Origin of the sequence: Streptomyces sp. NPDC017940, assembly GCF_044328435.1 — a bacterium.
Taxonomy (GTDB): Bacteria; Actinomycetota; Actinomycetes; order Streptomycetales; family Streptomycetaceae; genus Streptomyces.
The window spans coordinates 889,169-914,947 of sequence record NZ_JBIRHJ010000002.1 but is presented as its reverse complement, the minus strand read 5'-3'; the positions used below and the strand labels follow the sequence as shown (position 1 = coordinate 914,947).

Genomic DNA, 25,779 nt, shown 5'->3' with positions numbered 1-25,779 from the left:
GGGCACGCTGGCAACGTTCCCAGGTGAGAGTACGAGAGAGGCGGCGACGATGACGGTGACGGGGCACGCGGGCAGCAGCGACAACGGCGGCGGCGACAAGGGCGGCGACGGTGGCGGCGATGCCGCGACGCGCGGGGCGGGTGCCGGGCACCGGCACGGCGCTGCCGGACACGGCCACGGGGGTGACCCGGGGCACGGCCATGAAGGCGGCCACGGCCACGGCGGCCACGGCGGCCACGGGCACGGTGACATCGACTGGGCCGTCATGGCTCCCGTACTGGAGCAGAACGCGGAGGTCACGGCCCCCGTCTACCGCGAGGTGGCGGCCTGGCTGCGCGACGTCCGCACGGTGCACGGCGGCGAGGGCGCCGCGGAGCGGGGCGGCGACCCGTCCCTGATCGTCGACGCGGGCAGCGGCCCCGGCGTGGTGTCCTGTCTGCTCGCCGAGGCGTTCCCCGCCTCCCGGGTGATCGCGGCGGACCCCGAGGAGGCGCTGCTCGCCCGCGCGGCCGCCCGCGCGACCCGCCTCGGCCTCGCGAACCGCGTCGGCACGCACCGCGCGGAACTCCCCGACGGGCTCGGTGAGCTGGCGCCCGCCGACCTCATCTGGGCGGCACGCTCCGTGCACCACGTGGGTGACCAGGTCGCCGCCCTCACGGCGCTCGCGGACCGGCTCGCGCCCGGCGGCGTGCTCGCGATCCTCGAGGGCGGCCTGGCGCCGCGCAGCCTGCCGCGCGACTTCGGTGTCGGCCGCCCCGGACTCCAGGCCCGCCTGGACGCGGCCAACGAGGAGTGGTTCACCCGGATGCGGGCGGAGCTGCCGGGCGCCAAGGAGACGACGGAGCACTGGCCCGCGCTGCTCGCGGCGGCAGGTCTTCGGCACGTGGCGACGCGCAGCTTCCTGCTCGACCTGCCCGCGCCCCTCGACGACGCGGCCCGCGCGCACGTCGTCGCCACGTTCCAGCGCTACCGCGATTTCGCCGCGGCCACCGACAGCACCGCGGTCCTCACCGCCGAGGACCTCGCCACCCTGGACCGCCTCCTGGACCCGCAGGACGAGGAGAGCCTGCACCGCCGGGCCGACCTGTACCTCCTCACGGCCCACACGGTCCACGTGGCGACCACTGCCTGAGACGGCCACCACCCGTCGGCGCTACTCCCGCAGCTCCCCGAGCCGCACCAGAGCGTCCCGCGCCCCGTCCCGCTCCTCCTCCGTGAGCGCGATCCCCGCCGCCCGGTCGAGGAGCCGGGCCGCGAGGGCGTCGTCGCCGAGGCGCTGGGCGATGTCCCCGCGCAGCACGAGCAGCCGCACGTGCTGCGCGGGGGTGGGGTGTTCGTCCTCCAGGCCGAGGGCGCGGTCGATGACCTTCGCGGCGCCCGTCAGGTCCTCCTTGGAGTCCACGAAGGCGTCCGCGATGTGCAGGGCCCGCGCGAAGGTCTCCTTCGGGGCGGCCCTGTGCTCCTGGTCGTCGCTGATGGGCTGCCCGACGCGGATGCTGTTCCCGGCGGGGTCGGTCATCAGGAACTGCCGTACTCCGTACGACATGTCCTTCAGCGGCCCGATGCGCGGCAGCCCCCGGCGCGGGATCTTCCCGTACGCCTCCTTGAGCCCCGCCCGGAAGTCGGCGTACAGCGTCTCCACGTCGTCCGTGAGGACGTAGCAGCCCGAGAAGGACTCGGCGGGGTCGTACTCCTTCATCCCGAAGAACTGTAGTTCCACGGTGCCGCGTTCGACGACGGCGTACGCGTACGGACTCTTCTGGAGGTACGTGGTCTCGAACCCGAGCGCGGTGTAGAAGTCGACGACCGGCTGGACGGTCCGGCAGGGCAGCAGGGGGATGGTTTTCTCAGCCATGCCGTCAGTCTAGTCAAAATTGAATAGCAAGCACTGGGGACGACGGTGATCGCAGGTCGTTGGAGAAAGCGACCGGCCCGCGCGGACCCCCTTGGGGGCCCGTGCGGGCCGGTCGTCGAGCGGGTGGGACTACATGTCCGCCGGGTTGTCGCCGAGGCGCCGGTCCTCGTTCAGCGCGCTGATCGCCGCCATGTCCTCCGGGTCGAGCCCGAAGCCGAAGACGTCGATGTTCTCCTTGATGCGGGACGGGGTCACCGACTTGGGGATGACCACGTTCCCGAGCTGGAGGTGCCAGCGCAGCACGATCTGCGCGGGCGTGCGCCCGTGCTTCCGGGCGATGGCGACGATCGCCGGGACCTCGAGGAGGCCCTTGCCCTGGCCGAGCGGCGACCAGGCCTCCGTGGCGATGCCCTGCTGCGCGTGGTACTCGCGGGAGGCGTGCTGCTGGAGGTGGGGGTGCAGCTCGATCTGGTTCACCGCGGGGATGACGGACGTGGCGTCGATGAGGCGCTCCAGGTGTTCCGGAAGGAAGTTGGAGACACCGATCGACTTGGCGCGACCGTCGGCGAGGATCTTCTCGAAGGCCTTGTACGTGTCGATGTACCTGTCCTGTGACGGCACCGGCCAGTGGATCAGATACAGATCGACGTAGTCCAGGCCCAGCTTGGCGAGCGAGGCGTCGAACGCGCGCAGGGTCGAGTCGTACCCCTGCTCGGTGTTCCAGAGCTTCGTCGTGACGAACAGCTCCTCGCGGGCGACGGCGGAGCCCGCGATGCCCTTGCCGGTGCCCTTCTCGTTCTCGTAGACGGCCGCCGTGTCGATGCTGCGGTACCCGGACTCCAGCGCCGTCGCCACGGCCCGCTCCGCCTCGTCGTCCGGCACCTGCCACACGCCGTAGCCGAGCTGCGGCATCTCGATGCCGTTGTTCAGGATGATCGGGGGGACCTTGCTCACGAGCTCTCGATCCTTATACGTCGTCGGGTGGTACGTCCATGGTCAACGATCAGGGGCCGGGGCGCATTCCTGGCGTGGCGTTCCCGCTGCGGGGCCCCCGGAGAATGGCTGGATATAGCTCCGACCTTATCGGTCCGAACCATTGACCGCGTCCCGGCATGGCGCAACTCTGTTGCACGTCACTGAACACAGGCCACCCATGTGAACAGTTTGCGCACCCAGCGCATGCTGCGCATCCGCGTGGCACTCCGTCCCCAGTGGCTCCTGAACCCCCACTTTTTCAGGAAGGCAGGACACGCACATGAACACTCAGGAGAAGGAGACCCCGGAGGCCGTCCCCGTCGGCTCCGCGGCTCCTGAAGGTGCCTCCGGTACGGGCTGGCAGTCGCCCGGGTACACGGTCGTCGAGACCTCGCTGGAGGTCACCGCCTACCGCCTCGCCGACCGGTAGACCGGCCCCATGCTGCTCCAGGTGCTCGGCACCGCGGCGGGCGGCGGGCTCCCCCAGTGGAACTGCGCGTGTCCCGGCTGTGCCGGGGCACGCGCCCACCCCGGACGCCGCCGCAGGCACGCCTCCCTCGCCCTTCGCGCGGGCCCGGGCCGCTGGTACGTCGTCAACGCCACCCCCGACATCGGCGAGCAGATCGAGGGGTGCCCCGACCTCCTGCCGCCACCCGGATCCGCGGCCGGTGCCCGCAGCTCCCCGCTCGCCGGCGTCGTCCTCACGGACGCCGAACTCGACCACACCCTCGGCGTGGCCCGGCTGCGCGAGGCCCGCGACGGCTTCGACGTGCTCGCGACCGCCCCGGTGACCACCGCCGTCCGGGACCGCCTCGGCCTCGGTGCCGTGCTCGACCCCTACACGAAGGTGCGCTGGCGCGCGCTCACCGGCGCGGCGCAGGAACTGGACGACGGCTCGCCGGTAACGGTGTCCGCCGTTCCGGTTTCGGCCAAACGGCCCCGCTACGCCGCCGGCACCGGTCCCGACGCGCCCACCTGGTCCGTCGCCCTGCGCCTGCACGACACCGCCAGCGGCCGCACCGTCCTGTACGCCCCGGCGCTCGCCGCCTGGACCGACGCCTTCGAAGCTGCCGCGCGCGAAGCCGACGTCCTCTTCGTCGACGGCACCTTCTGGGACGACGAGGAGCCCCGGCGGTCCGGCTTCAGCACGCGCACGGCCACCGGCATGGGCCATCTGCCCGTCACCGGACCCGGCGGCACCGCCGACCGCCTCGCCCGGCTGCCTGGGCGGTGCCTCTACACCCATCTGAACAACACCAACCCGCTCGGCGACCCGCGCGCCGAGCAGCACGGGCACCTCGCCGAGCGGGGGCTCGAAGTCGCAGCGGACCGGATGGTGATCGAGCTGTGAGCACTACCGCCAGGACCACCGCGAAGCCCCCCACGCCCGCGGGGACCACACCCTCCACCCCGCCTACGCCGTCCACCCCGCCCACGCCGTCCACGACCCCCGGGCCCTGCACGGCTCCGGCTGGCTCCGCGCCCTCCGCGCCCTCCGCGCGAGCATGGACCCCCGACGAGCTGACCGAGCGGCTGCGCGCGGTCTCCGCCGAGCGCTACCACGACCGGCACCCCTTCAACGTACGCATGCACGAAGGCACCCTGACCAGGGCCGAGCTGCGCCGCTGGATCGCCAACCGCTTCCACTACCAGCGCCACATCCCCGTCAAGGACGCCCTGATCCTCGCCAAGTTCGACGATCCCGCGCTGCGCCGCGGCTGGTCGCGGCGGATCAGGGACCACGACGGCGAGCGGCCCGGCGAGGGCGGCATCGAACGCTGGCTGCGGCTCGGCGAGGCGGCGGGCCTCGCGCGCGAGGAGCTGCTCGACACCTCCCGGGTGCTGCCCGGGGTACGGCTCGCCGTGGACGGATACGTCAACTTCTGCCGGCTGCGGCCCGCCCTCGACGCCGTCGCGGCCTCCCTCACCGAGCTGTCCGCGCCGGACCTGATGCGGACCCGTATCGCCGCGTTCGAGCGGCACTACCCGTGGATCGACCCCGAGGGCCTCACCTACTTCCGGGGCCGGGTCGGCCAGGGCGGCAGGGACGGACAGGAGGCCCTCGCGCTGGTGCGCGCGTGGGCCCGCACCCGCCAGGAGCAGGAGCGGGCCGTGGCGGCGCTCGCCTTCAAGTGCGACGTGCTGTGGTCGCTCCTCGACGCCGTGGACGGGGGCGGCCGTGCGTGAGGCGGCGCCGCGGGGCCGCGGCACGGTGGCCGACGCCCGGGACGCGACGCCGGACGACCGGGTGCTGCCCGACTGGCGGCCGGTGCGCGCCCGCTCGGTGATGTTCCGGCACGACCGGGTGCGCGGCGTCGACCTGCTGCTGCTGCCGGAGCGGGTCGTGGTGCTGCGCGGGTCGGCGGGCGGCATCGTGGCACTGTGCGACGGCACGCGCGACGTGACCGCCATCGTCGCGGAACTCGCACGCCGCCACCCGGACGCACCCGTGGAGGCGGAAGTCCCGGCGTTCCTCGCCCGCTTGCGCGAGGAGGGGTGGCTCCGGTGACCGGGCCACCCCCGGGGGGCGGGGTGCCGCCCGCGGTCGGGTTGCCCCCGGTGGGCGGGACACTGCCCACGGCCGGGTCTCTGCCGGTGGCGGGGCTGCCTTCCGTGGCTGGGTCTTGGCCGGTGGCGGAGCCGCTGTCCGTGATCGGGCCTGCGCCGGTAACCGGACCACCGTCCGTGGGTGGGCCGCCCCCGGCGGCCGGGACACCGTCCGTGGCTGGGTCTTCGCCGGTGGTGGGACCGCTGTCCGTGGCTGGGTCTTCGCCGGTGGCGGGACCTCCGCCCGCAGCCGCGCCCCCGCCAGTGGCCGGACCGCCGCCCGCGGCCGCACCCCCGCCGGTGACCGAACCGCCGCCCATGACCGAGCCCGCCCAGCCCCCGCCCCCGGAACCCGCGCCCCCCTGGGCGCTTCTCGCCGAGTTGACCCATGGTTGTCCGCTGCGGTGCGCGTACTGCTCCAACCCGGTCGAGCTGAACAGTCGGTCGGGGGAGCTGACGGGGGACGAGTGGGCGGGGGTGCTGCGGCAGGCCGCCGGGATCGGTGTCGTGCAGACGCATCTGTCGGGCGGTGAGCCGCTGTTGCGGCGGGATCTGGATCTGATCGTGGCGGCCGCGGACCAGGCGGGTGTCCACACCCAGCTCGTCACCAGCGGTGTCGGTCTGCACGAGGCACGGCTCGCGGGGCTCGTCGAGGCCGGGCTGCGCAGCGTCCAGCTGTCCGTGCAGCACCCCGAACCCGGCCGCGCGGCCCTCATCGCCGGTGCCCGCGCGAGCAGGGCGAAGGAGCGCGCCGCCCGGCTCGTCCGCGAGGCGGGGCTGCCGCTCGGCCTGAACGCCGTACTGCACCGCGCCAACCTCGACGCCCTCGATGCCCTGGTGGACCTCGGCCTCGCCTGGGGCGCCGACCGGATCGAGCTGGCCAACACCCAGTTCTACGGCTGGGCCCTGCGCAACCGCGACGCCCTGCTCCCCGACCCGGAGCAGGTGGCCCGCGCCCGGCGCACCCTGGAACGCCGACGGGCCGAACTCGCCGGGCGCATGGAACTCGTCTGGGTCGCGCCGGACTACGTCGACGCCACCGCCAAGCCGTGCATGGGCGGTTGGGGCGCGATCTCCCTGACCGTGGCACCCGACGGCACGGTGCTGCCCTGCCCGGCCGCCGCCGAACTGCTCGGCGCCGACGCACCGAACGTACGCGAGCAGCCGCTCGACTGGATCTGGCGGTCCTCGCCCGCGTTCACCCGCTACCGCGGCGAGGGCTGGATGCGCGATCCCTGCCGCTCCTGCGAGCTGCGGACCCTGGACTTCGGCGGCTGCCGCTGCCAGGCCTTCGCCCTGACGGGCGACGCGGCCCGCACGGACCCCGCCTGCCACCGCTCGCCCGACCACGGCCTGGTGCGCGAGCTCGTCGAGGCCGCCCGCGGCCCGGCAGCGGCAGGCGCCTACGTCTACCGCGCCCCCGCACCCTCCGGCCAGACCCGAGCCCCCCAGCACGAGCCCCGAGGAAAGCAGAGGTGAGCGAGCGATGACGCCCTCCCGAAGGACCGTGCTCGCCGCGGCACTCGGCACCGGCGCGGGCGCGGCGGCGACGGCCGCCGGGCTGCCCGTCGCGGCGGCGTCGACGCCGGGAGCGCCTGGCGCGGCCGCCGCCCCGGCGGGACCGGCGCCCCCGGCCGCCCCCGCCGCCTGGCAGCTGCGCTGGTCCCCCTCCGCCCGCGACGTCGGCCTGCGTGCCTTCGAGACCCTGGAGGACGACCGCGCCCACTCCCACCCGTCGGCGGCCCCGCACATCACCACCGAGGGCGACAATTTCCGCTTCACCATGCACACCGTCGACCGCGACACCCACGAGGACCGGCAGCGCCACGAGGTCACCGGCTGCCGCACCGGCGACTCCTACCTGAAGTGGCACCAGGGCCAGACCTGGCGGGTCACCTACCGCATGTTCCTGCCGAGCTCGCTGCGGGCGACGACGACCTTCACGCACATCATGCAGATGAAGCAGCCGGGCCCCGGCACCTCCCCGCTCGTGGTGCAGTCGCTGCGCCGGGTCGACGGCAGGCAGACGATCGAGCTGAAGGTCTTCGGCGGGGACATCCTGGTCGGCCGCACCGACCTGGAGCCGCTGCACGACACCTGGACCGACGTCGACTTCCGCATCAAGGTCGGTGACGGTTCGTCGGGGTCCGTGCGCTGGATCCTCAGGAGCGGCGGAGCGACCGTCGTCGACGAGTCGCGCACGGGCGTGGACACCTTCCTCGCCGACCGCGTCCGGCCCAAGTGGGGCATCTACCGCTCCCTCGGCGACACCTCGGGCTCCCTGAAGAACACGTACATGCTCCTCACGGCCCTGCGCGGCTACCAACTCGCCTGAGCGCAGCCCGGTGGGCCCGGCGAGACCGTGGCTCACCACGCGGGCCGACACCCCCCACCCGGAACACCCGGAGGTACTCATGCACGGCTTGAGGACAAGCAGGCGCTCCACCCGGAGGACGGCGGTCACCGTGACCGCCGCGCTGGCGGCGGGACTCGTGGCGTACGTCCCGACGGCGCCCCGGGCGTCGGCCGCCCCGCCCGCCCCGGCCGCCGTCACCGGTGAGCCCACCGACATCACGACGATATCGACCGGCTGGACCATCCCCTGGGGCACCGCCTGGCTGCCGGACGGCAAGTCCGCCCTCGTCACCGAGCGCGACGGCTTCGGGGTCTCGTCGATCGCCGCCGACGGTTCCGCGAAGAGGCTGGTCGGCAAGGTGCCCGAGTCCCAGACCACGGGCGGCGAAGGCGGCCTGATGGGCATCGCCGTCGACCCCCAGTGGGCCGACAACCACCACGTGTACGTCATGCACACCGCCGCCGAGGGCAACCGCGTCGCCCGCATGACGTACGACGGTTCGTCACTCAGCGGCTACACGGTCCTGCTCAAGGGCATCAAGAAGGCCAGGTACCACAACGGCGGCCGCCTGGCCTTCGGCCCCGACGGGTACCTGTACGCCACCACCGGCGACGCCCAGGACCGCCCCCTCGCCCAGGACAGGAACTCGCTGAACGGCAAGATCCTGCGCATGACGAAGGAGGGGAAGCCCGCCCCGGGCAACCCCTTCGGCAACCACGTGTACAGCCTCGGCCACCGCAACCCCCAGGGCATCGCCTTCGACCCGCAGGGCCGCCTGTGGGAGGCCGAGCTCGGCGACGCCACCCGGGACGAGCTGAACCTCATCAAGCCCGGCAGGAACTACGGCTGGCCCACCTGCGAGGGCACCTGCAACGTCGCGGGGATGACCAACCCGAAGGCCACCTGGGGCGTGGCGCAGGCCTCCCCGAGCGGTGTGGCCGTGGTGGACGGCGCGGTCTACATGGCGGCCCTCAAGGGGCAGCGCCTGTGGCGCATCCCGATCAACGCCGACAACGAGAACGTCGGCACGCCCAAGGCGTTCTACGTCGGGCAGTACGGCAGGCTGCGCGCCGTGACCGCCGTGCCGGGCGCCACCGCGCTGTGGCTGTCGACGACCAACGCGGACAACCCCGGCGGGCAGCCGGACGGCGTGGACAAGATCTTCCGCGTGGACATCGGATAGCCGCAGGGGCGCACACCTGGCCACGGCGGAGTCCCCGTGCCCGCCCGCGCGCTCAGGGGTTCCCCGTCCGGGGAGCCAGGGGGCGTCCCGGGCGGGCCGGACGTCCGCCGGTGGGCCGCCGGGCCGTTGGGGCGGCCCGGCGGTGGTGCCGAGGTACGCGTCGCGCACACCTCGGGGCGGCCCGGGGCCCTCGGCCAGGGGCCCCGCGTCAGCCCTGGTAGAGCGCGTCCACCTCGGATGCGTAGGCCTGCTCGATGGCCTTCCGCTTGAGTTTCAGGGACGGTGTGAGCAGCCCGTGCTCCTCGGTGAACCGGTGCGCCAGTATCCGGAAGGTGCGGATCGACTCGGCCTGCGACACCAGGGTGTTCGCGGCGACCACGGCACGGCGGACCTCGGTCTCCAGGTCGGGGTCGTGGACGAGTTCGCGTGCCGCCATCGGTGGTTTTCTGCGCATGGTGAGCCAGTGCTCGACGGCCTCCGCGTCCAAGGTGACGAGCGCGGCGATGTAGGGCCGGTCGTTGCCGACGACAATGCACTGGGCGACCAGCGGGTGGTCCCGCACCCGCTCCTCCAGCTGCGTCGGCGAGACGCTCTTGCCGCCGGAGGTCACCAGGATCTCCTTCTTGCGCCCGGTGATGGTGAGATAGCCGTCCTCGTCCAGGGAGCCCAGGTCGCCGGTGGCCAGCCAGCCGTCCAGGAGCGTGGCGTCGGTCGCCCCGGGGTCGTTGAGATAGCCCTGGAAGACATGGCCGCCGCGCAGCCACACCTCGCCGTCCTCCGCGATGCGCACGGTGGTGCCGGGAATGGCCTGGCCGACGGTGCCGTAGCGGGTGCGTTCGGGCGGGTTGGCGGTCGCGGCGGCCGTCGACTCCGTCAGGCCGTACCCCTCGAAGACCGTCACGCCCGCCCCCGCGAAGAACAGGCCGAGCCTGCGGTCCATGGCGGAGCCGCCGGACATCGCGTGCCGCACCCGGCCGCCCATGGCCTCGCGGACCTTGGCGTAGACGAGCCTGTCGAAGACCTGGTGCTGCATGCGCTGGGCCGTGGAGGGGCCGGGTCCGGCGCCGAAGGCCTTGGCCTCCATGGCGTCGGCGTAACGCACCGCCGCTTCCACGGCCTTGTCGAAAGGACCCGTCCTGCCGTCCCGCTCGGCCTTGCGGCGAGCCGCGTTGAAGACCTTCTCGAAGATGTACGGCACCGCGAGCACGAACGTCGGCCGGAACGCCGCCAGGTCGGGGATCAGGGCGGCGGCGTTCAGGCTCGGCTGGTGGCCGAACTTGACCCGGGCCCGCACCGCCGCGACCTGCACCATCCGGCCGAAGACGTGTGCGAGCGGCAGGAACAGCAGGGTCGAGGGCTCGTCGCCGCGCCGGGAGCGGAACAGCGGCTCCCAGCGCGCGACGAGTGTGTCCACCTCGAACATGAAGTTCGCGTGGCTGAGCACACAGCCCTTGGGCCGACCGGTGGTGCCCGAGGTGTAGATGACGGTGGCGACGGAGTCCGGCGTCACCGCGCGGCGGTGCCGGTGCACCACCTCGTCGTCCAGGTCGCGCCCGGCCCCGGCGAGCTCACCCACCGCGTCGGCGTCGAGCTGCCACAGCCGGCGCAGGTGCGGAAGGCGGTCGACGACCGAGCCGATCGTCATCGCGTGGTCCTCGTGCTCGACCATGGCCGCCGTCACCTGCGCGTCGTGCAGCATCCACAGGACCTGGTCCGCCGACGACGTCGGATACACGGGCACGACCTGCGCGCCCACGGTCCACAGGGCGAAGTCGAACAGCGTCCACTCGTAGCGGGTGCGGCACATGATGGCGACGCGGTCGCCGAACCGGACGCCCTGGGCGAGCAGCCCCTTGGCGAGCGCCAGGACCTGGTCCCGGAACTCGGCGGAGGTCACGTCCTGCCAGACACCGTCGCGCTTGCGGCCGAGGACGACGCGGACCGGGTCCTCGACGGCATGGTCGAACACGACGTCGGCAAGGCCGCCCACCCGTGGCGCCGACGCCATGGGAGGGTTCGTGAACTCGCGCAATGGTGCTCCTTGTGGCGCTCCGCACAGCGCCGGTGACGGTACCCCACCCCGGTCCCGTCCGGGAGGGGGGTGGGATGCGCCCTTACGGGGACGATCGTCACAGGTCAGCGGTCTAAATGCGGCCACAAGGGTAAGGGGCGGACAGATTACTGACGGCTGAGTAAGTTCCGGTGCCGCAATCTCCACGGAATCTGTACGCGGCAGTCACCCCTGGAGCTGCTTCCCCGAGGTTCGTCCCGCGGGGCCGACGGAGTCCGACCTGCGACGGGCGTCGATGTGGTCCGGACCATCAGGAGGACCGCGAGGCCCGCGGCGAGCCCCACCGCACCGGCCGTGAGCGAGGCCCCGTTGAGCCCGGACGCGAACGCCTGGCGCACGTCGTGCCCGGACACCGTGCCCCGCAGCGCGGCCGCCCCGCCCCCGGCCGCGGTGTGCGCCGCGTCCCGGCCGATCGCGTCCTGCATCCGCGAGGTCAGGACCGCACCGAACCCGGCGACCCCGAGGGCGTAGCCGAGTTGCCTGACGGCGTTCACCGCGCCGCCCGCCATGCCCGCGTCCTCGTGCGGCACCGCGGCGAGGGCCGCCCCCGCGAGCCCCGGCGAGACCAGGCCCGTACCGATGCCCGCGAGCGTCAGGCCCGGCACCAGGGCGGTCCACGACGACCCGGCGTCGAGCACCGCGGTCGCCAGGCAGCCCGCGCCGATCAGGAGCAGACCGGACCCGATGACGTACCGCGCGGGGACGCCGTGCAGCAGCCGTCCGCCGACCGCGGCCACCACGAACGCCGTCGCCGCCAGAGGAAGCAGGACCAGGCTGCCGCGCACCGGGCTCATCCCGAGCACCGTCTGGAGCCAGATCGAGAAGTACGGGATCACGCCGAAGGCCGCCGCGTTGTAGCCGATCGCGCCGAGCAGCACGCCCGTGAACGCGGGTGTGCGCAGCAGCCGCAGATCGAGGAGCGGATGCGCGGCGCGCCGTTCGACGACCACGAAGGCGAGCAGCGCGAGCACCGCCACGGCGAGGGTCGCACCGGTGCGCGCCGAGGTCCAGCCCACGGTCGGCGCCCGCACCCCCGCGTAGGTCAGTGCCCCCGCGAACAGCGCGAACGTCACCGTGCCCGCCCAGTCCACGCGCCGCTCCGCGCGCCCCTTGGACTCCGGCACCACCCGCAGCGTCAGCCACACCGAGGCCACGCTCACCGGCAGGTTCACGAAGAAGATCCACCGCCAGCCGGGCCCCGCGGTGAGCAGCCCGCCGACGATCGGCCCGAGGGCCGCCGCGCCGCCGCTGACCGCGCCCCACACGCCGAGCGCGGTCGAGCGCTGCCTGCCCCGGTACGCGGCGCCGAGCAGCGGCAGCGTCGTCGCGAACATCGCGGCCGCGCCGAGGCCCTGGACGGCGCGCGCCGCCACCAGGACCTCCGCGTTCGACGCGAGCCCGCAGCCGAGGGACGCGAGGGCGAACACCACCGTGCCCGCCACCTGTGTCCGCCGCCGCCCGAGGACGTCGGCGGCGGCGCCGACGCCGAGCAGCAGTGCCGCGAGCGCCAGCGCGTAGCCGTCGATGACCCATTGCAGATCGCTCAGCGACGCGTCCAGGGCGTGCGCCATGTCGGGCAGCGCCACCACCACGATCGTCACATCGAGCAACAGCATGAAAGTGCCCAGGCACACCGCGGTCAGCGGCCCCCATGTGCGCATGCTCGTTCTCCTTCTCCGGCCTCGCTCGTGGAGGCCTCGTCATGTGCTTCGCCGGTTGTCTCGCCGGGTGTTTCGTTCGACGTCGTACGATCCGTCGGGGGTGGACGATCGCGGTGGCTGTCGGGCTCCCACCGTCCGCATTCGACATCAGAGGGGCGACAGGTGATGGAAAGCCACACTCACGGCACGGTGGACGACCTCGACGTGAAGCTGCTCCAGGCCCTGGAGACCGACGGCCGCGCCTCCTTCAGCAGGCTCGGCGCGGTGCTCGGCGTGTCCGACCAGACCATCGCCCGCCGCTACCGTCGGCTCACCGCCGAGGGCGGTCTGCGCGTGGTGGGTCTGCGCAACGCCGAGCGCCTGGGCCGCGACCACTGGATGCTGCGGCTGCGCTGTGCGCCCGACGGCGCCACGACCATCGCGAACGCGCTCGCCCGCCGCCCGGACACCTACTGGGTGGGGCTGACGTCCGGCGGCACCGAAGTGGTCTGCCTGACCCGGCCCCGCACCCCCGGCGACCACGAGGACCTGCTGCTCGGCAAGCTGCCGCGGACCCCGAGCATCGTCGAGATCCGCGCCCACCAGCTCCTGCACACCTTCTTCGGCGGGCCGCGCGGCTGGCTCGGCAAGCTGGCGCCGCTGACCGGGGAGCAGCGGGCGGCCCTGACCCCGGACACCCCGCGGCCGGGGGCGGGCCCGGCCCGGATCACGCCGCGGGACGAGCCCCTCGTCGCGGCTCTGGAGGCGGACGGCCGCGCCACCTACCCGCAGCTCCAGCGCGCCACCGGCCTGTCCGAGTCCTCCGTGAAGCGGCGGCTCGGGGCGCTGCTCGCTTCGGGGGCGGTCTTCGTCGACATCGAGTACACGCACGAGATGCTCGGGTACCACACGTCCGCCGTTCTGTGGATCACGACCGCGCCGGGCGCGCTGCACTCCGTGGGGCAGGCGCTCGCCGAGCACTTCGAGATCGCCTTCGCCGCGGCCACCGCGGGGCCGTCGAACCTGGTGGCGACGGCCGTCGCGGCGGACACCTCAGGGCTCTACGCCTACCTCAGCGGGGACCTCGGCCGCCTGGACGGGGTCCAGCACGTGGAGACGGCGCCGTTCCTGCGCCGGGTGAAGCAGCTGACGTACCGCCCCCGGCGCTGAGGGGACGCCGACGGTGCGGGCGCGCCCCAAAGGGGCGCGGGGAACCGCGCGACCAGCCACGACGCACTTGCAGGAAAGAGGGCCGGACCCCTCACCCCTGGCCGCGCTGCAAGCGATCCCCACCGGCGAGGATCGCCACCGCAAGGGCATCGGAGGCACCCCGTGCCGCAGCGTCGCGGTCACCGTGCCGCAGCACGAAGTCCACCGAGCCGAGCTCGGGCAGCCCCGCCCGGTCCGGGAGCCGCTCCAGGCCCTGGGGGATCAGACCACGGGAGTGCGCCATCACGCCGAGCCCCGCACGCGCCGCCGCCACCAGGCCGTTGAGGCTGCCGCTCGTGCAGGCGACGCGCCAGGGGCGCCCTTCGCGGTCCAGGGCCTCCATGGCCACCGCGCGGGTGATGCCCGGCGGCGGGTACACGATGAGCGGCACGGGCAGTTCGGGGTCCACGCGCAGCCGGGGCGCGCCGATCCACACCAGGTCGTCGCGCCAGACCAGTTCGCCGCGCGGATCCCCGGGGCGCCGCTTGGCGAGGACCAGGTCGAGCTTGCCGGCGTCGAGGCGCTCGTGCAGCGTGCCGGACAGTTCGACGGTCAGCTCCAGGTCCACCTCGGGGTGGCCGCGGCGGAAGGACTGGAGGATGTCGGTGAGCCGGGTCAGGACGAAGTCCTCGGAGGCGCCGAAGCGCAGCCTGCCGCCCGGCCGCGCCCCGGTGAAGTACGCCGCGGCCTGCTCGTGCACCTCCAGGATGCGGCGGGCGAAGCCGAGCATCGCCTCGCCCGCCTCCGTCAGCTCCACCCGGTGCGTGTCACGGGCGAACAGCGGCCGGCCCGTGGCGTCCTCCAGGCGGCGCACGTGCTGGCTCACCGTCGACTGGCGCAGACCGAGGCGCCGCGCGGCCTGCGTGAAACTCAGCGTCTGGGCCACCGCGAGGAAGGTGCGGAGCCGTACGGGGTCGTACACACCCGACAGGTTATCGCGGGACGTGATGACAGTCAGAGCGGTGTACGGGATTCCCGATCGCGCCCGCGAGGAGGACCATGGAGAGGGCACGTGCCGGCTCGGGCCGCCGGAGGTCCCGTACCGGCACGGGCCGCCGGAGGATCCGTACCGACTAGGGCCACCGGAGGTCCCGTACCGGCACGGACCGCCGGGCACCCCGCACCGGCCCGCACGCCGGACACCGCACCGGCCCGCACGCCGGACCCCGCACTTCGAGCGCATGGAGCACTGTGAAACGCCCGTCCTGGCCGTCCTGGATGCCGATCGACCCCTATATAGCGGCGCTGCTCGGCACCGTGGGCCTCGCCGCGCTGCTGCCCGCCAGGGACACCGCGGCGGACGTGGCGTCCGGGGCGTCGACCACGGCGGTAGCCCTCCTGTTCTTCCTCTACGGCGCGCGGCTCTCCACCGGGGAGGCGCTCGAAGGACTGCGGCACTGGCGGCTCCACCTCGCCGTGCTGCTCTGCACGTTCACGCTCTTCCCGCTGCTCGGCCTCGCCGCCAGGGGACTCGTGCCGTACGTCCTGACGCCCGCGCTCTACAGCGGCTTCCTGTTCCTGACCCTGGTGCCCTCGACGATCCAGTCGTCGATCGCCTTCACGTCCATGGCGCGCGGCAACGTCCCCGCGGCGATCTGCGCCGGTTCGTTCTCCTCCCTCGCGGGCATCGTGCTCACCCCGCTGCTCGCGGCCGGGCTGCTCGGTCACAGCGCGGGCGGGTTCTCCGCCGACTCGCTCCTGAAGATCGTGCTGCAACTGCTCGTGCCGTTCCTCGCGGGGCAGTTCCTGCGCCGGTGGGTCGGCCCCTTCGTCGCCCGCCACAAGAAGGTGCTCGGCCTCGTCGACCGGGGCTCGATCCTGCTCGTCGTCTACACCGCGTTCAGCCAGGGCATGGTGCAGGGCATCTGGCACCAGGTCAGCCCGGCGCGGCTCGGGGCGCTGCTCGGCGTCGAGGCGGTGCTGCTCACCGTGATGCTCATGCTGACCTGGTACGGCGCGAAGTGGCTCGGGTTCGGGCGCGCGGACCGGGTGGCGATCCAGTTCGCGGGGTCGAAGAAGTCCCTGGCCGCCGGACTGCCCATGGCCAGCGTCCTGTTCGGGGCCGAGGCCTCGCTCGCCGTGCTGCCCCTGATGCTGTTCCACCAGATGCAGCTGATGGTCGGCGCGGTCATCGCCAAGCGCCGCTCCCGCGAACCGGCCGGGTCCGGGACGGCCGGCGAGGAACCCGGCGCGCCGGCCGCGGCAGGCCCGGTCAGTCCTCCCGCTCGAAGCGCAGCGACACGAACCGCGGCCGGTACAACGCGACGTTCCGGTTGATGTTCGCCTGCGCGTTCGCGGCCGCCGGGTCGAGCCAGTTGACGTCGTAGCTCACCACCAGGCGCCCCGGGCGGCTGACGGCCGGGTGCGCCTGCGGGTTGTAGGGTGCCGCGGCGGCCGTCCCCGACGGGCCGTTCGCGCCGGGGGCGCCCGCCGTGTCCTTCGGCAGCGGCGGCGCGAAGGCCTGGGCGGGTCCGTGCCAGGGCCCGGTGGGGGAGCAGGACCAGTAGGACGTGACCCGCGCCAGGCCCTCGGTGCCCGCGGCCATGGTGAGCAGGACGTACGTGCCGCCGGTGCGCACCACGGTGAAGGCGCTGCCCACGCCCTCGCGGTCGCCGTTGCCGAGCACCGGGCGCGGCTTGCCCGTACGGGTGAAGCCGGAGCCGTTCCAGTACTCCCAGGCCGCGGGGTCGGCGAGCCCCCCGCGCGGGACGCGGGCGACGTAGGCGTGCGAGGTGGGACGGGCGGTGGCCTGGGCGTCGGTGCCGCCGAAGACGTAGGTCCACTCGCCCTCGTCGGCGGTCGTCGTGCCGTACAGGACGCGCTGCTCGGGGTCGGCGACACCGCGCTGGTCCGAGATCTGGGTGATGCCCTCGACCCGCAGGTCGGGCAGCGTGAGCGTGGCGACCTCGGTGGCGGCGGGCACGCCGTAGATCCACGGCCCGGTGCCCGTGGCCCGGGTCCACAGCAGCACCCGCAGCACGTCCTCGTCACCGCCGGGCAGCCGCGGCTCGACCTTCGCGGCGACCGGCCAGCGCCACTGGCCCGGCGCCGGGTCGGCGAACAGCGGGGTGGGCAGCGTGCGCTCCAGGGCCCCCGAACGGTCCATCACGACGCCGGAGTTGCGCACCATCGGCGCGCTGCCGTCCCGCCACGCGTGCGGCTGCCCCTGCGGGTTGGGCGGTGCGTGCACCCGCCCGAGGAAGGTGTCGGAGAACAGCCACAGGACCCGTCCGTCCGGCAGCCGCACCGAGTGCGTGCCGTCGCCGCCCGTCCAGTCGTCGCTGCGGGCGCCGTCGTCGCCGTACGCGCCGAACGCGCCGGTGAGCCGCGAGTCCGCGGTCGCGGTCCGTACGGTGGTCGCCGCGCACGCCGGACCGCTCTCCCGGTCGTCCTCGCCGTCGGGCAGAGCGGTCAGGAACACGGCCGCGCAGGCCAGGGCGAGCAGCAGGACCACCAGGGTCCCGCGCACGCCCCGGCCGCCCGGCGGCCCGCCCGTGGTGGACGGGTCTGCGTAAGGCTGTGTGGCTGCGGACACGCCCGGGACGCTAGTTCCCCGCGCGCACCCGGTCCATGGGCAGCCGGGTGACGGTGTCCCACGTCACAGCGGACGACGGCCCGCGGTCGGAGCCGAGGCGCTCCACCTCGCCGTCCGACAGGGCCCGCCGGAACACCGCGACGTCGTCGATGGCGCCCTCGAAGTGGGCCCTGCTGTCCATGCGCTGCCCGATGTGCACACCGAACGGCGAGTTGCGGCTGACGCTGCCCGGGACGTCGTCCCGCGACAGCGGGGCGCCGTCGAGGAACAGCGTGAGCCTGCCGTCGCCGCGGCGCAGCGCGATGTGGTGCCACCGGTCGTCGTTGTGCGCACCGGCGGTGTCGAGCGACACCGTGCGCGGCGGGCTCCCGCCGTCCCGGGTGGTGATCAGGCCACGTACGCGGTCGTTGGCCGGTTCGGCGCGCAGCCACACCTGCGGCTGGCTGGTGCCGACGCCACCCATCCACAGCAGCGGCTGCTCGCCCTCCCGCGCCGAGTACCGGAACCACAGCGCCGCGGTGAAGTCCTTGGTGCCGAGCGGCAGCCGGGAGCTGTAGGGCAGCCGCACCGCGTCGTCCTGACCGTCGAAGGCCATCGCCCGGCCGCCGAAGACGCCGTCCGTGGTGGTCGCGCCGCCGAGCACCGCGGCGTCCCTCGCGCCGGGCGCCCGGTCGTCGGTCCGCGGGTCCGGCCCGCGGCGCGGCTTCAGCCAGTCCTCCGTGAACCGCGCGAACCGGATCTCGTCGCGGGCGTCGACGGCGCCGCCCTCGTACAGCAGGCCCGCCAGCTCGTCGTCGACCGCCACCATGTCGGAGTAGCCGGACCAGTCGGTGGTGACGACGGTGCCGCGGTCGACGCTGTCCCAGGTGCGGCCGCCGTCGTAGGAGGAGCGGATCATCATGGTCCTGCGGCGGTCGGGGTCGCCGGGACTTGCGAGCAGCAGCCGGTCGCCGAACGGCAGCGTCGACCCCTGCACCTGGGGCGTGTACAGGTCGGGGGCGGCCGAGAACGGTGCGGCGAAGCTCTCGCCGCCGTCCCGGCTGACGGCGTGGTCGCGGTGGCCGAGGTCGGTGCCGTCCTGTTCGCGTCCGCTCACATAGACCGAGCCGTCACGGCGCTCGGTGAGCGTCATCTCCGAGGGCTTCTGCCGGAACGTGCCGTCGCGTTCGGAGATCGGGTACGTGTCCGTCGCGCCGATCCGCCAGGAGTCGCCGCCGTCGTCGCTGAGGGCGAGCGCCGCGTGGTTCTCGGTGACCCGGCTGCCGTTCCACGTCTCGGCGTTGACGGTGAGGACCAGGCGCCCCCTGTGCCGGCCCTTGGTCAGCTGGATGCCGTGCACGGGTCCGGTGGCGTACCAGGAGTTCCAGCTCTCGGGCAGGATCTCCGCGCTCAGGTTCCGGGGCGTCGACCAGGTCTCGCCGTCGTTGTCGCTGTACTGCAAATGGGGTGTGCGCTCGCACGGCACCGCGCAGTTCTTGCCGTCGGTGCGGCCCCGGTTGTAGGTCTCCCCGAGCAGGATGCGGCCCGTCCTGCGGTCGACGACCGGCGCGGGGTTGCCGTGCGTGTCGCCGCCGCCCTCGTTGATGACCCGCATCGGGCCCCAGGTGCGGCCGCCGTCCTCGCTGCGCTTGAGGACCAGGTCGATGTCACCGGCGTCGCTGCAATCGTTGACGCGTCCCTCGGCGAAGGCGAGCAGCGTTCCCTTCACCGTCTTCACGATCGCTGGTATCCGGAAGCACGAGTAGCCGGGATCCTGGGAAGCCTTGAACAGGACCTGCTGGTCGAAGGGGGCCCGCTGCGCCTCGCCCGCCGCCCGGGCCGTGGAGCCGAGCGCCGGTGGCAGGGCCAGGGCGGCGAGGGCGGCGGCGGTCAGGGCGGCCAGGGAGCGCGGCCGGGGGGCGGTGCGTGCCCGGAGCGCGGCGGGTGGCCGCGGCCGGGGGCGGTGCGGCGATCTGAGGCGTACACGGAGTCTCGACGGCATCGTGTGGCCCTTCATGTCGACCGGACATTCGGACATCCCACGTCCAACGTGCGCGTCACCGAAGCTACTTGGGGGCCTTGGAGCAACACAAGAAGCGTGCGCGTAACGGAATCCCGGCCGGAGCCGGGCGCGGACCTGCCCAGATTAGGGGATAAGTAGGATTTGTCCGGTCTTGACGCGCGGCACGATTGCTCGTGTACGGACGGCCGACAGAACGGCGGGGGCGCCGTCAGGCCAAAGTGGCCTCGGTCCGCAGGGCCACGCGGTGCTCGCCCGCGTACACGTTCATGGAGGAGCCGCGCAGGAACCCGATCAGGGTCAGACCGGTCTCGGCGGCGAGGTCGACGGCGAGGGACGAGGGCGCGGAGACCGCGGCGAGCACCGGGACGCCCGCCATCACGGCCTTCTGCGCCAGCTCGAAGGAGGCGCGCCCCGACACCATCAGGACCGTGCGGGCCAGCGGCAGCCCGCCGTCCCGCAGCGCCCGCCCGACGATCTTGTCCACGGCGTTGTGGCGGCCCACGTCCTCACGGACGTCGATCAGCTCGCCGTCCTCGGTGAACAGCGCCGCCGCGTGCAGCCCCCCGGTCCGGTCGAAGACCCGCTGGGCCGCCCGCAGCCGCTCGGGCAGGCGGGCGAGCAGCTCGGGCGTCAGCAGGACCGGGGGAGTGCCGGGCGCGACGCCGCGGGTGTCGTCGACGGGCCAGCGGGCGGTGGTGCGGACCGCGTCCAGGCTCGCCTTGCCGCACAGGCCGCAGGACGACGTCGTGTAGACGTTGCGCTCCAGGGTGATGTCCGGGACGACGACACCGGGGGCGGTGGTCACGTCCACCACGTTGTACGTGTTGGAGCCGTCCGCGGTCGCCCCCGCGCAGTAGACGATGTTCCGCAGCTCGTCCGCGGCGCCGAGCACGCCCTCGCTGACGAGGAAACCGGCGGCCAGGGCGAAGTCGTCGCCGGGAGTGCGCATGGTGATCGCCAGTGGCCTGCCGTTGAGCCGGATCTCCAGCGGCTCCTCGGCGACGAGCGTGTCCGCCCGCTCGCTGACCGCGCCGTCGCGGATGCGGATGACCCGGCGGCGCTCCGTGACTCGTCCCATGTCGATCAGTCCCGGTTCTGTACGTCTGGTGGCCAAAGCGGCCCTTGCCGCGGAGGGTGCCGTGGGTCACCGGTCCCCCGTGCGGGGAGGCGACCTCGACGATGCCATTGTCCTGCACGCGCGGTGCGCGCTCGCAGCCGGCTCCGCGGTACGCGCAACCGGCCGCGCGGTCGCAGCCGACTCCGCACTCCGCGCAGCCGGTACCCGTACATCGCATACCGTCGACGAAAAGTGTGTCCGACCCCTTCCCAACGGTCGTCCGGATTTCTACCGTTCGGGATCATGAGGCCCCCCGTAGCGCCCCCCGGCTGGAGCCGCTGGCTCGTACCCCCCGCCGCACTCTCGGTGCATCTCTCGATCGGCCAGGCCTACGCCTGGAGCGTCTTCAAGCCGCCCCTCGAATTTGCCCTCGACCTCAGCGGCACCCAGAGCGCGCTGCCGTTCCAGCTCGGCATCGTGATGCTCGGCCTGTCCGCCGCGTTCGGCGGCACCCTCGTGGAGCGCAACGGTCCGCGCTGGGCGATGTCCGTCGCGCTCGTCTGCTTCACCTCCGGTTTCCTGCTCGCCGCCGTCGGCGCCGAGACCCGCCAGTACTGGCTGATCGTGTTCGGCTACGGCTTCGTCGGCGGCATCGGACTCGGCATCGGCTACATCTCCCCGGTGTCCACCCTCATCAAGTGGTTCCCCGACCGCCCCGGCATGGCCACCGGCATCGCGATCATGGGCTTCGGGGGCGGCGCGCTGATCGCCTCGCCGTGGTCGGCGCGGATGCTGGAGTCGTTCGGCGCGGACTCCTCCGGCATCGCGCTCGCGTTCCTGGTGCACGGGCTCTCGTACGCCGTGTTCATGGCGCTCGGCGTGGTCCTCGTACGGGTGCCGAGGGCGGAGGGGGTGTCCGGGGGGCCCGGGCCCTCCGGTGCTCCCGGGAGTCCTGCGCCTTCCGATGCGCAGGCCTCCGGGACACCGAGTGCGCCGGCCGCGGGCCCGCAGGTCTCGGCCCGGCAGGCCGTGCGCACTCCGCAGTTCTGGTGCCTGTGGGTGGTCCTCTGCATGAACGTGACCGCGGGCATCGGCATCCTGGAGAAGGCCGCGCCGATGATCAGCGACTTCTTCGCGGACACCTCCGCACCCGTCTCCGCGTCCGCCGCCGCGGGCTTCGTCGCCCTGCTCTCGGCCGCGAACATGGCGGGCCGCATCGGCTGGTCGTCCGCGTCCGACCTGGTGGGACGCAAGAACGTGTACCGCCTCTACCTGGGCGCGGGGGCGCTGATGTATCTGCTCATCGCCCTGTTCGGGGACGAGTCGAAACCCCTGTTCGTGGTCTGCGCCCTGGTCATCCTCTCCTTCTACGGCGGCGGCTTCGCGACGGTCCCCGCCTATCTGAAGGACCTCTTCGGCACCCATCAGGTCGGCGCGATCCACGGGCGGCTGCTCACCGCCTGGTCCCTCGCCGGGGTCCTCGGCCCGCTGATCGTCAACTGGGTCGCCGACCGCCAGGAGGAGGCGGGCAAGCACGGCGCGGGCCTCTACGGGCTCTCCCTGTCCATCATGATCGGCCTGCTGGTCGTCGGGTTCGTCGCCAATGAGCTGGTACGCCCCGTGCACCCCCGCCACCACGTCCACGCCCCGAAGGAGCCCACCGATGACACCACCGCGTCCCCGGCCCGGTGACCCGGCGTCCCCGCCGCGCCGCCGCGCCCTGATCGCGGGGGCCTGGCTGTGGGTGGGAGCGCCCCTCGCGTACGGCCTCTACGAACTCGTACACAAGGCCAAACAGCTCTTCACCGGGTGACGCGATGTGGTGAAGCATCCAAACCAGACGCCCCAAAACTGTCGCTTCACGTCACCTCGTACCCGTGAGTCGCTGAGCAGACTGGACGGTCACGCACGTCCGGCACCACGAGGGGAACGTCCATGCCCGGCTCACGCATCGCCGCCGTCGGCCATTACCAGCCCGCCAAGGTACTCACCAACGAGGACCTGGCGGACATGGTCGACACCAGCGACGAGTGGATCCGCTCCCGGGTCGGCATCCGCACCCGCCATCTCGCGGGGCCCGACGAGCCCGTCGACGAGCTGGCCGCGCACGCCGCCGCCAAGGCCCTCGCCACCGCGGGCCTGGCGCACACCTCCGTGGACCTCGTCGTGGTCGCCACGTCCACGGCCGTCGACCGCTCGCCCAACATGGCCGCACGGGTGGCCGCCCGCCTCGGCCTCGGCTCGCCCGCCGCGCTGGACGTCAACGTCGTGTGCGCGGGCTTCACGCACGCGCTCGCCACCGCCGACCACGCCCTGCGGGCCGGGGCGGCGGACCGGGCCCTGGTGATCGGCGCCGACAAGATGTCCGCCGTCGTGGACTGGACCGACCGCACCACCTGTGTGCTCGTCGGCGACGGCGCGGGCGCGGCGGTCGTGGAACCGTGCGGGGACGGCGAGGAGGCGGGGATCAGCCCGGTCCTGTGGGGCTCCGTGCCGGAGATGGGGCACGCGGTACGCATCGAGGGGGAGCCCGCGCGCTTCGCGCAGGAGGGCCAGAGCGTCTACCGCTGGGCGACCACCCAGCTGCCGCCGCTGGCCCGCGCGACCTGCGAGCGGGCGGGGCTCGTCCCCGCCGACCTCGCCGCGGTCGTGCTGCACCAGGCGAACCTGCGCATCGTCGAACCGCTCGCGGAGCGCATCGGCGCCGTGAACGCCGTCGTCGCCCGCGATGTCGTCGAGTCCGGCAACACCTCGGCCGCGTCCGTGCCGCTCGCCCTGTCCAAGCTGGTGGAGCGGGGGGAGATCGGCAAGGGAGACCCCGTGCTGCTGTTCGGCTTCGGCGGCAATCTGTCGTACGCGGGACAGGTCGTGCGCTGCCCGTGACCCCGGGCTCCCCCAACTGCCCCTGGCCCTGACCCCCGTGTTCGGTAAACTGTAGACAAAAGCCAATTCAACTCCGGCTGTTGTCGCCCAGGAGGGGGACCGCGATGTTGTCCAGGGGACTGCCGCAGGGCACGGTGCCCAAGCTGGAGCGGCCGGGACCGCTGCGCGAGCGGGTCTATGAGGCGCTGCTCGAACTCATCACCACCCGGGCGCTGCGCCCCGGCCAGCACCTGGTGGAGAGCGAGCTGGCCGGTCACCTCGGAGTGTCGCGGCAGCCGGTCCGTGAGGCACTGCAACGGCTCAACACCGAGGGGTGGGTCGATCTGCGGCCCGCGCAGGGCGCGTTCGTGCACGAGCCGACGGAGGAGGAGGCGGACCAGCTGCTCACGGTCCGCACCCTGCTGGAGGCCGAGGCCGCCCGGCTCGCCGCCGCGCACGCCGGGGCCGCCGGGATCACCGCCCTCGAAGAGCTGTGCGCCAAGGGCGAGTCGGCCGTCGCCGGCGGCGACGTCGACCTCGTCGTGGCCACGAACGCGGCGTTCCACGCCAAGGTCATGGAGCTCGCGGGGAACGTCGTGCTCGCCGAACTGGCCGGTCAGGTCGACCGGCGGGTGCGCTGGTACTACACGCCGGTGGCCCGGCAGCGCGGGATCCAGTCGTGGATCGAGCACCGCGAACTCATCGCCGCGATCGTCGCCCGCGACGGGGCGCGGGCGACGGAGGTCATGCGGGCGCACACGGAGCACACGCGCAAGACGTACCACGAACGGGCTGTTTCCTAGCGCGTCCGGCGTCCGGCGTCCGGCGTACGGCGTCCGGCGTTCGGCGTTCGGCGTTCGAGGGCGCGCGGGCGCGAGGGCGCGAGGTGCGAAGCGTGGGTCCAGCCGCCCGCAGTTTCAGCCCGTCCGGCGTTCGAGGACGAGGCGCGAAGCGCCGACAAAGGGCGGGGGCCCAGGGGGCGCAGCGCCCCTGGTTTCGGAGAAGGGGCGGGCCCGGGGCGCCCCGCGCGGGCCCACCCTCCCGCACCTTTGTCCTGTGACTGGAGAAAGTCATGGGTAATTCGTGCTCAACTTCTTCCCAGTCCCGGCACGCGCTGCTACGTTCCCCTCCAAAGCCCAGCGAACACACACGGGATTCGGCCGAAGAGGCGGGGAGGGGCGCGTGAGACGCATGACTGCTCGACCCGCCAACGCGCACCAGGCGCGGCTACTGCGGCTGCTGCGTGACACGGGCCCCAACTCCCGTGCCCAACTGGGCGACCAGGTCGACCTCTCCCGGTCCAAACTGGCCGTGGAGGTGGACCGCCTCCTGGAGACCGGCCTCGTGGTGGCCGACGGCCTCGCCGCATCCCGCGGCGGCCGCCGTTCCCACAACATCCGCCTGGCCCCGGCCCTCCGCTTCCTCGGCGTGGACATCGGCGCGACCTCGATCGACGTCGCCGTCACCAACGCCGAGTTGGAGGTCCTCGGGCACATCAACCAGCCCATGGACGTGCGCGAGGGCCCCGTGGCCGTCTTCGAGCAAGTTCTGGCCATGGCGGCCAAATTGCGGGCCTCGGGACTCGCGGAGGGTTTCGACGGCGCCGGCATCGGCGTACCGGGACCCGTCCGCTTCCCCGAGGGCGTTCCCGTGGCGCCGCCGATCATGCCCGGCTGGGACGGCTTCCCCGTACGGGAGGCGCTCAGCCAGGACCTCGGCTGCCCGGTCATGGTCGACAACGACGTGAATCTGATGGCCATGGGGGAGCAGCACGCGGGCGTGGCCCGCTCGGTGGGCGACTTCCTCTGCGTCAAGATCGGCACCGGCATCGGCTGCGGCATCGTCGTCGGCGGCGACGTGTACCGCGGTACGACCGGCAGCGCGGGCGACATCGGCCACATCCAGGTGGAACCGGACGGCCGCGCCTGCGCCTGCGGCAACAAGGGCTGCCTGGAGGCGTACTTCAGCGGCGCCGCCCTCGCCCGCGACGCCGAGGACGCCGCCCACCACGGACGCTCCCCCGAGCTCTCCACCCGCTTCGAGGGCTCGGGGCGGCTCACCGCCGTCGACGTCGCCGCCGCGGCCGCCGCCGGCGACCCCACCGCGCTCGACCTGATCCGCGCCGGCGGCAACCGCACCGGCCAGGTCATCGCGGGCCTCGTCAGCTTCTTCAACCCCGGTCTCGTGGTGATCGGCGGCGGTGTCACCGGACTCGGCCACACGCTGCTCGCCGCGATCCGCACCCAGGTCTACCGCCAGTCGCTGCCCCTCGCGACCGGCAACCTCCCCATCGTCCTCGGCGAGCTGGGCCCCACCGCCGGAGTCATCGGCGGCGCCCGGCTCATCAGCGACCACCTGTTCTCACCGGCATAGCCCGGCGGAACAGCCGCACGCGTACCCGGCGCCACCCGGCGCCGCGAGTCTCCTTGTCATGCCCTGTACAGCCCTGCTCTGCCCTGAACCCGGCCGCACCCCCCGAGGGAACCG

23 protein-coding genes are annotated in these 25,779 nt (G+C 73.4%); 15 read left to right on the top strand and 8 right to left on the bottom strand.

The genetic code is table 11. The features are described from left to right. Positions 1-49 precede the first annotated feature (49 nt). Complete coding sequence (locus ACH4DX_RS09455) at positions 50-1,132, top strand: class I SAM-dependent methyltransferase (RefSeq protein ID WP_398154651.1); 1,083 nt, start codon at positions 50-52, stop codon at positions 1,130-1,132. A 21-nt stretch (positions 1,133-1,153) separates the two neighbouring features. On the opposite strand, the gene ACH4DX_RS09450 is transcribed toward ACH4DX_RS09455, so the two are convergent. Then, the gene (locus ACH4DX_RS09450; RefSeq protein ID WP_398154650.1) at positions 1,154-1,855 is read right to left on the bottom strand and encodes a bleomycin resistance protein; all 702 of its coding nucleotides are present in this window, start codon (positions 1,853-1,855) and stop codon (positions 1,154-1,156) included. 129 nt (positions 1,856-1,984) lie between these two features. After that, entirely contained in the window at positions 1,985-2,767 is a 783-nt protein-coding gene (locus ACH4DX_RS09445) for an aldo/keto reductase (RefSeq protein ID WP_398154770.1), read from the bottom strand. A gap of 343 nt (positions 2,768-3,110) precedes the next feature. On the opposite strand from ACH4DX_RS09445, the gene pqqA reads away from it, so the two are divergent. From pqqA to ACH4DX_RS09410, 7 genes are all read left to right on the top strand, one after another. Then, a complete protein-coding gene (gene pqqA, locus ACH4DX_RS09440) occupies positions 3,111-3,260 on the top strand; it encodes a pyrroloquinoline quinone precursor peptide PqqA (protein ID WP_107054842.1) in 150 nt (49 codons plus the stop codon). Between the two features lie 9 nt (positions 3,261-3,269). Further along, a complete protein-coding gene (gene pqqB / locus ACH4DX_RS09435; RefSeq protein WP_398154649.1) occupies positions 3,270-4,181 on the top strand; it encodes a pyrroloquinoline quinone biosynthesis protein PqqB in 912 nt (303 codons plus the stop codon). A gap of 170 nt (positions 4,182-4,351) precedes the next feature. Continuing rightward, on the top strand, positions 4,352-5,017 hold the full coding sequence (pqqC, locus tag ACH4DX_RS09430; RefSeq protein ID WP_398116068.1) for a pyrroloquinoline-quinone synthase PqqC: 666 nt from the start codon (positions 4,352-4,354) through the stop codon (positions 5,015-5,017). Positions 5,018-5,117: 100 nt separating this feature from the next. Continuing rightward, positions 5,118-5,339: a pyrroloquinoline quinone biosynthesis peptide chaperone PqqD gene (pqqD, locus tag ACH4DX_RS09425; protein ID WP_398154769.1), complete on the top strand. Its 222-nt coding sequence runs from the start codon at positions 5,118-5,120 to the stop codon at positions 5,337-5,339. Between the two features lie 356 nt (positions 5,340-5,695). Then, positions 5,696-6,856 (top strand): pyrroloquinoline quinone biosynthesis protein PqqE, encoded by a 1,161-nt coding sequence (gene pqqE / locus ACH4DX_RS09420; protein WP_398154648.1) that lies wholly within the window; start codon positions 5,696-5,698, stop codon positions 6,854-6,856. 7 nt (positions 6,857-6,863) lie between these two features. Next, a complete protein-coding gene (locus tag ACH4DX_RS09415) occupies positions 6,864-7,712 on the top strand; it encodes a Tat pathway signal sequence domain protein (protein ID WP_398114913.1) in 849 nt (282 codons plus the stop codon). 130 nt (positions 7,713-7,842) lie between these two features. Further along, positions 7,843-8,916 (top strand): PQQ-dependent sugar dehydrogenase, encoded by a 1,074-nt coding sequence (locus ACH4DX_RS09410; RefSeq protein ID WP_398114911.1) that lies wholly within the window; start codon positions 7,843-7,845, stop codon positions 8,914-8,916. Between the two features lie 208 nt (positions 8,917-9,124). Here the strand turns inward: ACH4DX_RS09410 and ACH4DX_RS09405 are convergent, their stop codons facing one another. Together ACH4DX_RS09405 and ACH4DX_RS09400 are read right to left on the bottom strand one after the other, a co-directional pair. Then, positions 9,125-10,948, bottom strand: coding sequence for an AMP-dependent synthetase/ligase (locus ACH4DX_RS09405; RefSeq protein WP_398154647.1), 1,824 nt, complete (start codon positions 10,946-10,948; stop codon positions 9,125-9,127). Positions 10,949-11,094: 146 nt separating this feature from the next. Beyond that, positions 11,095-12,648, bottom strand: a complete 1,554-nt coding sequence (locus ACH4DX_RS09400) for an MFS transporter (protein WP_398154646.1) — start codon at positions 12,646-12,648, stop codon at positions 11,095-11,097. A 165-nt stretch (positions 12,649-12,813) separates the two neighbouring features. On the opposite strand from ACH4DX_RS09400, the gene ACH4DX_RS09395 reads away from it, so the two are divergent. Next, on the top strand, positions 12,814-13,797 hold the full coding sequence (locus ACH4DX_RS09395; RefSeq protein WP_398154645.1) for an Lrp/AsnC family transcriptional regulator: 984 nt from the start codon (positions 12,814-12,816) through the stop codon (positions 13,795-13,797). 91 nt (positions 13,798-13,888) lie between these two features. Here ACH4DX_RS09395 and ACH4DX_RS09390 read toward each other — a convergent pair whose 3' ends face one another. Then, positions 13,889-14,758, bottom strand: a complete 870-nt coding sequence (locus ACH4DX_RS09390; RefSeq protein ID WP_398154644.1) for a LysR substrate-binding domain-containing protein — start codon at positions 14,756-14,758, stop codon at positions 13,889-13,891. Between the two features lie 269 nt (positions 14,759-15,027). Here ACH4DX_RS09390 and ACH4DX_RS09385 point away from each other — a divergent pair, with 269 nt between their 5' ends. Further along, a complete protein-coding gene (locus ACH4DX_RS09385) occupies positions 15,028-16,113 on the top strand; it encodes a bile acid:sodium symporter family protein (protein WP_398154643.1) in 1,086 nt (361 codons plus the stop codon). Here the strand turns inward: ACH4DX_RS09385 and ACH4DX_RS09380 are convergent. The 3 genes from ACH4DX_RS09380 to fdhD all read right to left on the bottom strand — a co-directional run bounded on the left by ACH4DX_RS09380 (position 16,049) and on the right by fdhD (position 20,451). After that, a complete protein-coding gene (locus ACH4DX_RS09380) occupies positions 16,049-17,305 on the bottom strand; it encodes a hypothetical protein (RefSeq protein WP_398154768.1) in 1,257 nt (418 codons plus the stop codon). The two genes, ACH4DX_RS09385 and ACH4DX_RS09380, sit on opposite strands and share 65 nt — an antisense overlap. Before the next feature lie 76 nt (positions 17,306-17,381). Then, positions 17,382-19,352, bottom strand: a complete 1,971-nt coding sequence (locus ACH4DX_RS09375; protein WP_398114899.1) for an exo-alpha-sialidase — start codon at positions 19,350-19,352, stop codon at positions 17,382-17,384. Positions 19,353-19,581: 229 nt separating this feature from the next. Further along, positions 19,582-20,451, bottom strand: a complete 870-nt coding sequence (gene fdhD, locus ACH4DX_RS09370; protein WP_398154642.1) for a formate dehydrogenase accessory sulfurtransferase FdhD — start codon at positions 20,449-20,451, stop codon at positions 19,582-19,584. 282 nt (positions 20,452-20,733) lie between these two features. Between fdhD and ACH4DX_RS09365 the strand changes: the two genes are divergently transcribed. The 5 genes from ACH4DX_RS09365 (at position 20,734) to ACH4DX_RS09345 (ending at position 25,665) form a co-directional block, all read left to right on the top strand. After that, positions 20,734-22,122, top strand: a complete 1,389-nt coding sequence (locus ACH4DX_RS09365; protein ID WP_398154641.1) for an OFA family MFS transporter — start codon at positions 20,734-20,736, stop codon at positions 22,120-22,122. Beyond that, entirely contained in the window at positions 22,094-22,243 is a 150-nt protein-coding gene (locus ACH4DX_RS09360; protein WP_398154640.1) for a hypothetical protein, read from the top strand. The genes ACH4DX_RS09365 and ACH4DX_RS09360 overlap by 29 nt, the downstream gene beginning before the upstream one ends. Before the next feature lie 122 nt (positions 22,244-22,365). Further along, on the top strand, positions 22,366-23,313 hold the full coding sequence (locus ACH4DX_RS09355) for a beta-ketoacyl-ACP synthase III (RefSeq protein WP_398114892.1): 948 nt from the start codon (positions 22,366-22,368) through the stop codon (positions 23,311-23,313). Between the two features lie 104 nt (positions 23,314-23,417). Beyond that, a complete protein-coding gene (locus tag ACH4DX_RS09350) occupies positions 23,418-24,095 on the top strand; it encodes a GntR family transcriptional regulator (RefSeq protein WP_398154639.1) in 678 nt (225 codons plus the stop codon). Positions 24,096-24,483: 388 nt separating this feature from the next. After that, the gene (locus ACH4DX_RS09345) at positions 24,484-25,665 is read left to right on the top strand and encodes an ROK family protein (RefSeq protein ID WP_398154638.1); all 1,182 of its coding nucleotides are present in this window, start codon (positions 24,484-24,486) and stop codon (positions 25,663-25,665) included. Positions 25,666-25,779: the final 114 nt, after the last annotated feature.

Coding starts and splice junctions, on each gene's coding strand:
- ACH4DX_RS09455 (WP_398154651.1), top strand. CDS start 50: ATGACGGTGACGGGGCACGCGGGCAGCAGCGACAACGGCGGCGGCGAC.
- ACH4DX_RS09450 (WP_398154650.1), bottom strand. CDS start 1,855: ATGGCTGAGAAAACCATCCCCCTGCTGCCCTGCCGGACCGTCCAGCCG.
- ACH4DX_RS09445 (WP_398154770.1), bottom strand. CDS start 2,767: ATGCCGCAGCTCGGCTACGGCGTGTGGCAGGTGCCGGACGACGAGGCG.
- pqqA (WP_107054842.1), top strand. CDS start 3,111: ATGAACACTCAGGAGAAGGAGACCCCGGAGGCCGTCCCCGTCGGCTCC.
- pqqB (WP_398154649.1), top strand. CDS start 3,270: ATGCTGCTCCAGGTGCTCGGCACCGCGGCGGGCGGCGGGCTCCCCCAG.
- pqqD (WP_398154769.1), top strand. CDS start 5,118: ATGTTCCGGCACGACCGGGTGCGCGGCGTCGACCTGCTGCTGCTGCCG.
- pqqE (WP_398154648.1), top strand. CDS start 5,696: ATGACCGAGCCCGCCCAGCCCCCGCCCCCGGAACCCGCGCCCCCCTGG.
- ACH4DX_RS09415 (WP_398114913.1), top strand. CDS start 6,864: ATGACGCCCTCCCGAAGGACCGTGCTCGCCGCGGCACTCGGCACCGGC.
- ACH4DX_RS09400 (WP_398154646.1), bottom strand. CDS start 12,648: ATGCGCACATGGGGGCCGCTGACCGCGGTGTGCCTGGGCACTTTCATG.
- ACH4DX_RS09395 (WP_398154645.1), top strand. CDS start 12,814: ATGGAAAGCCACACTCACGGCACGGTGGACGACCTCGACGTGAAGCTG.
- ACH4DX_RS09375 (WP_398114899.1), bottom strand. CDS start 19,352: ATGCCGTCGAGACTCCGTGTACGCCTCAGATCGCCGCACCGCCCCCGG.
- fdhD (WP_398154642.1), bottom strand. CDS start 20,451: ATGGGACGAGTCACGGAGCGCCGCCGGGTCATCCGCATCCGCGACGGC.
- ACH4DX_RS09365 (WP_398154641.1), top strand. CDS start 20,734: ATGAGGCCCCCCGTAGCGCCCCCCGGCTGGAGCCGCTGGCTCGTACCC.
- ACH4DX_RS09360 (WP_398154640.1), top strand. CDS start 22,094: ATGACACCACCGCGTCCCCGGCCCGGTGACCCGGCGTCCCCGCCGCGC.
- ACH4DX_RS09355 (WP_398114892.1), top strand. CDS start 22,366: ATGCCCGGCTCACGCATCGCCGCCGTCGGCCATTACCAGCCCGCCAAG.
- ACH4DX_RS09350 (WP_398154639.1), top strand. CDS start 23,418: ATGTTGTCCAGGGGACTGCCGCAGGGCACGGTGCCCAAGCTGGAGCGG.
- ACH4DX_RS09345 (WP_398154638.1), top strand. CDS start 24,484: ATGACTGCTCGACCCGCCAACGCGCACCAGGCGCGGCTACTGCGGCTG.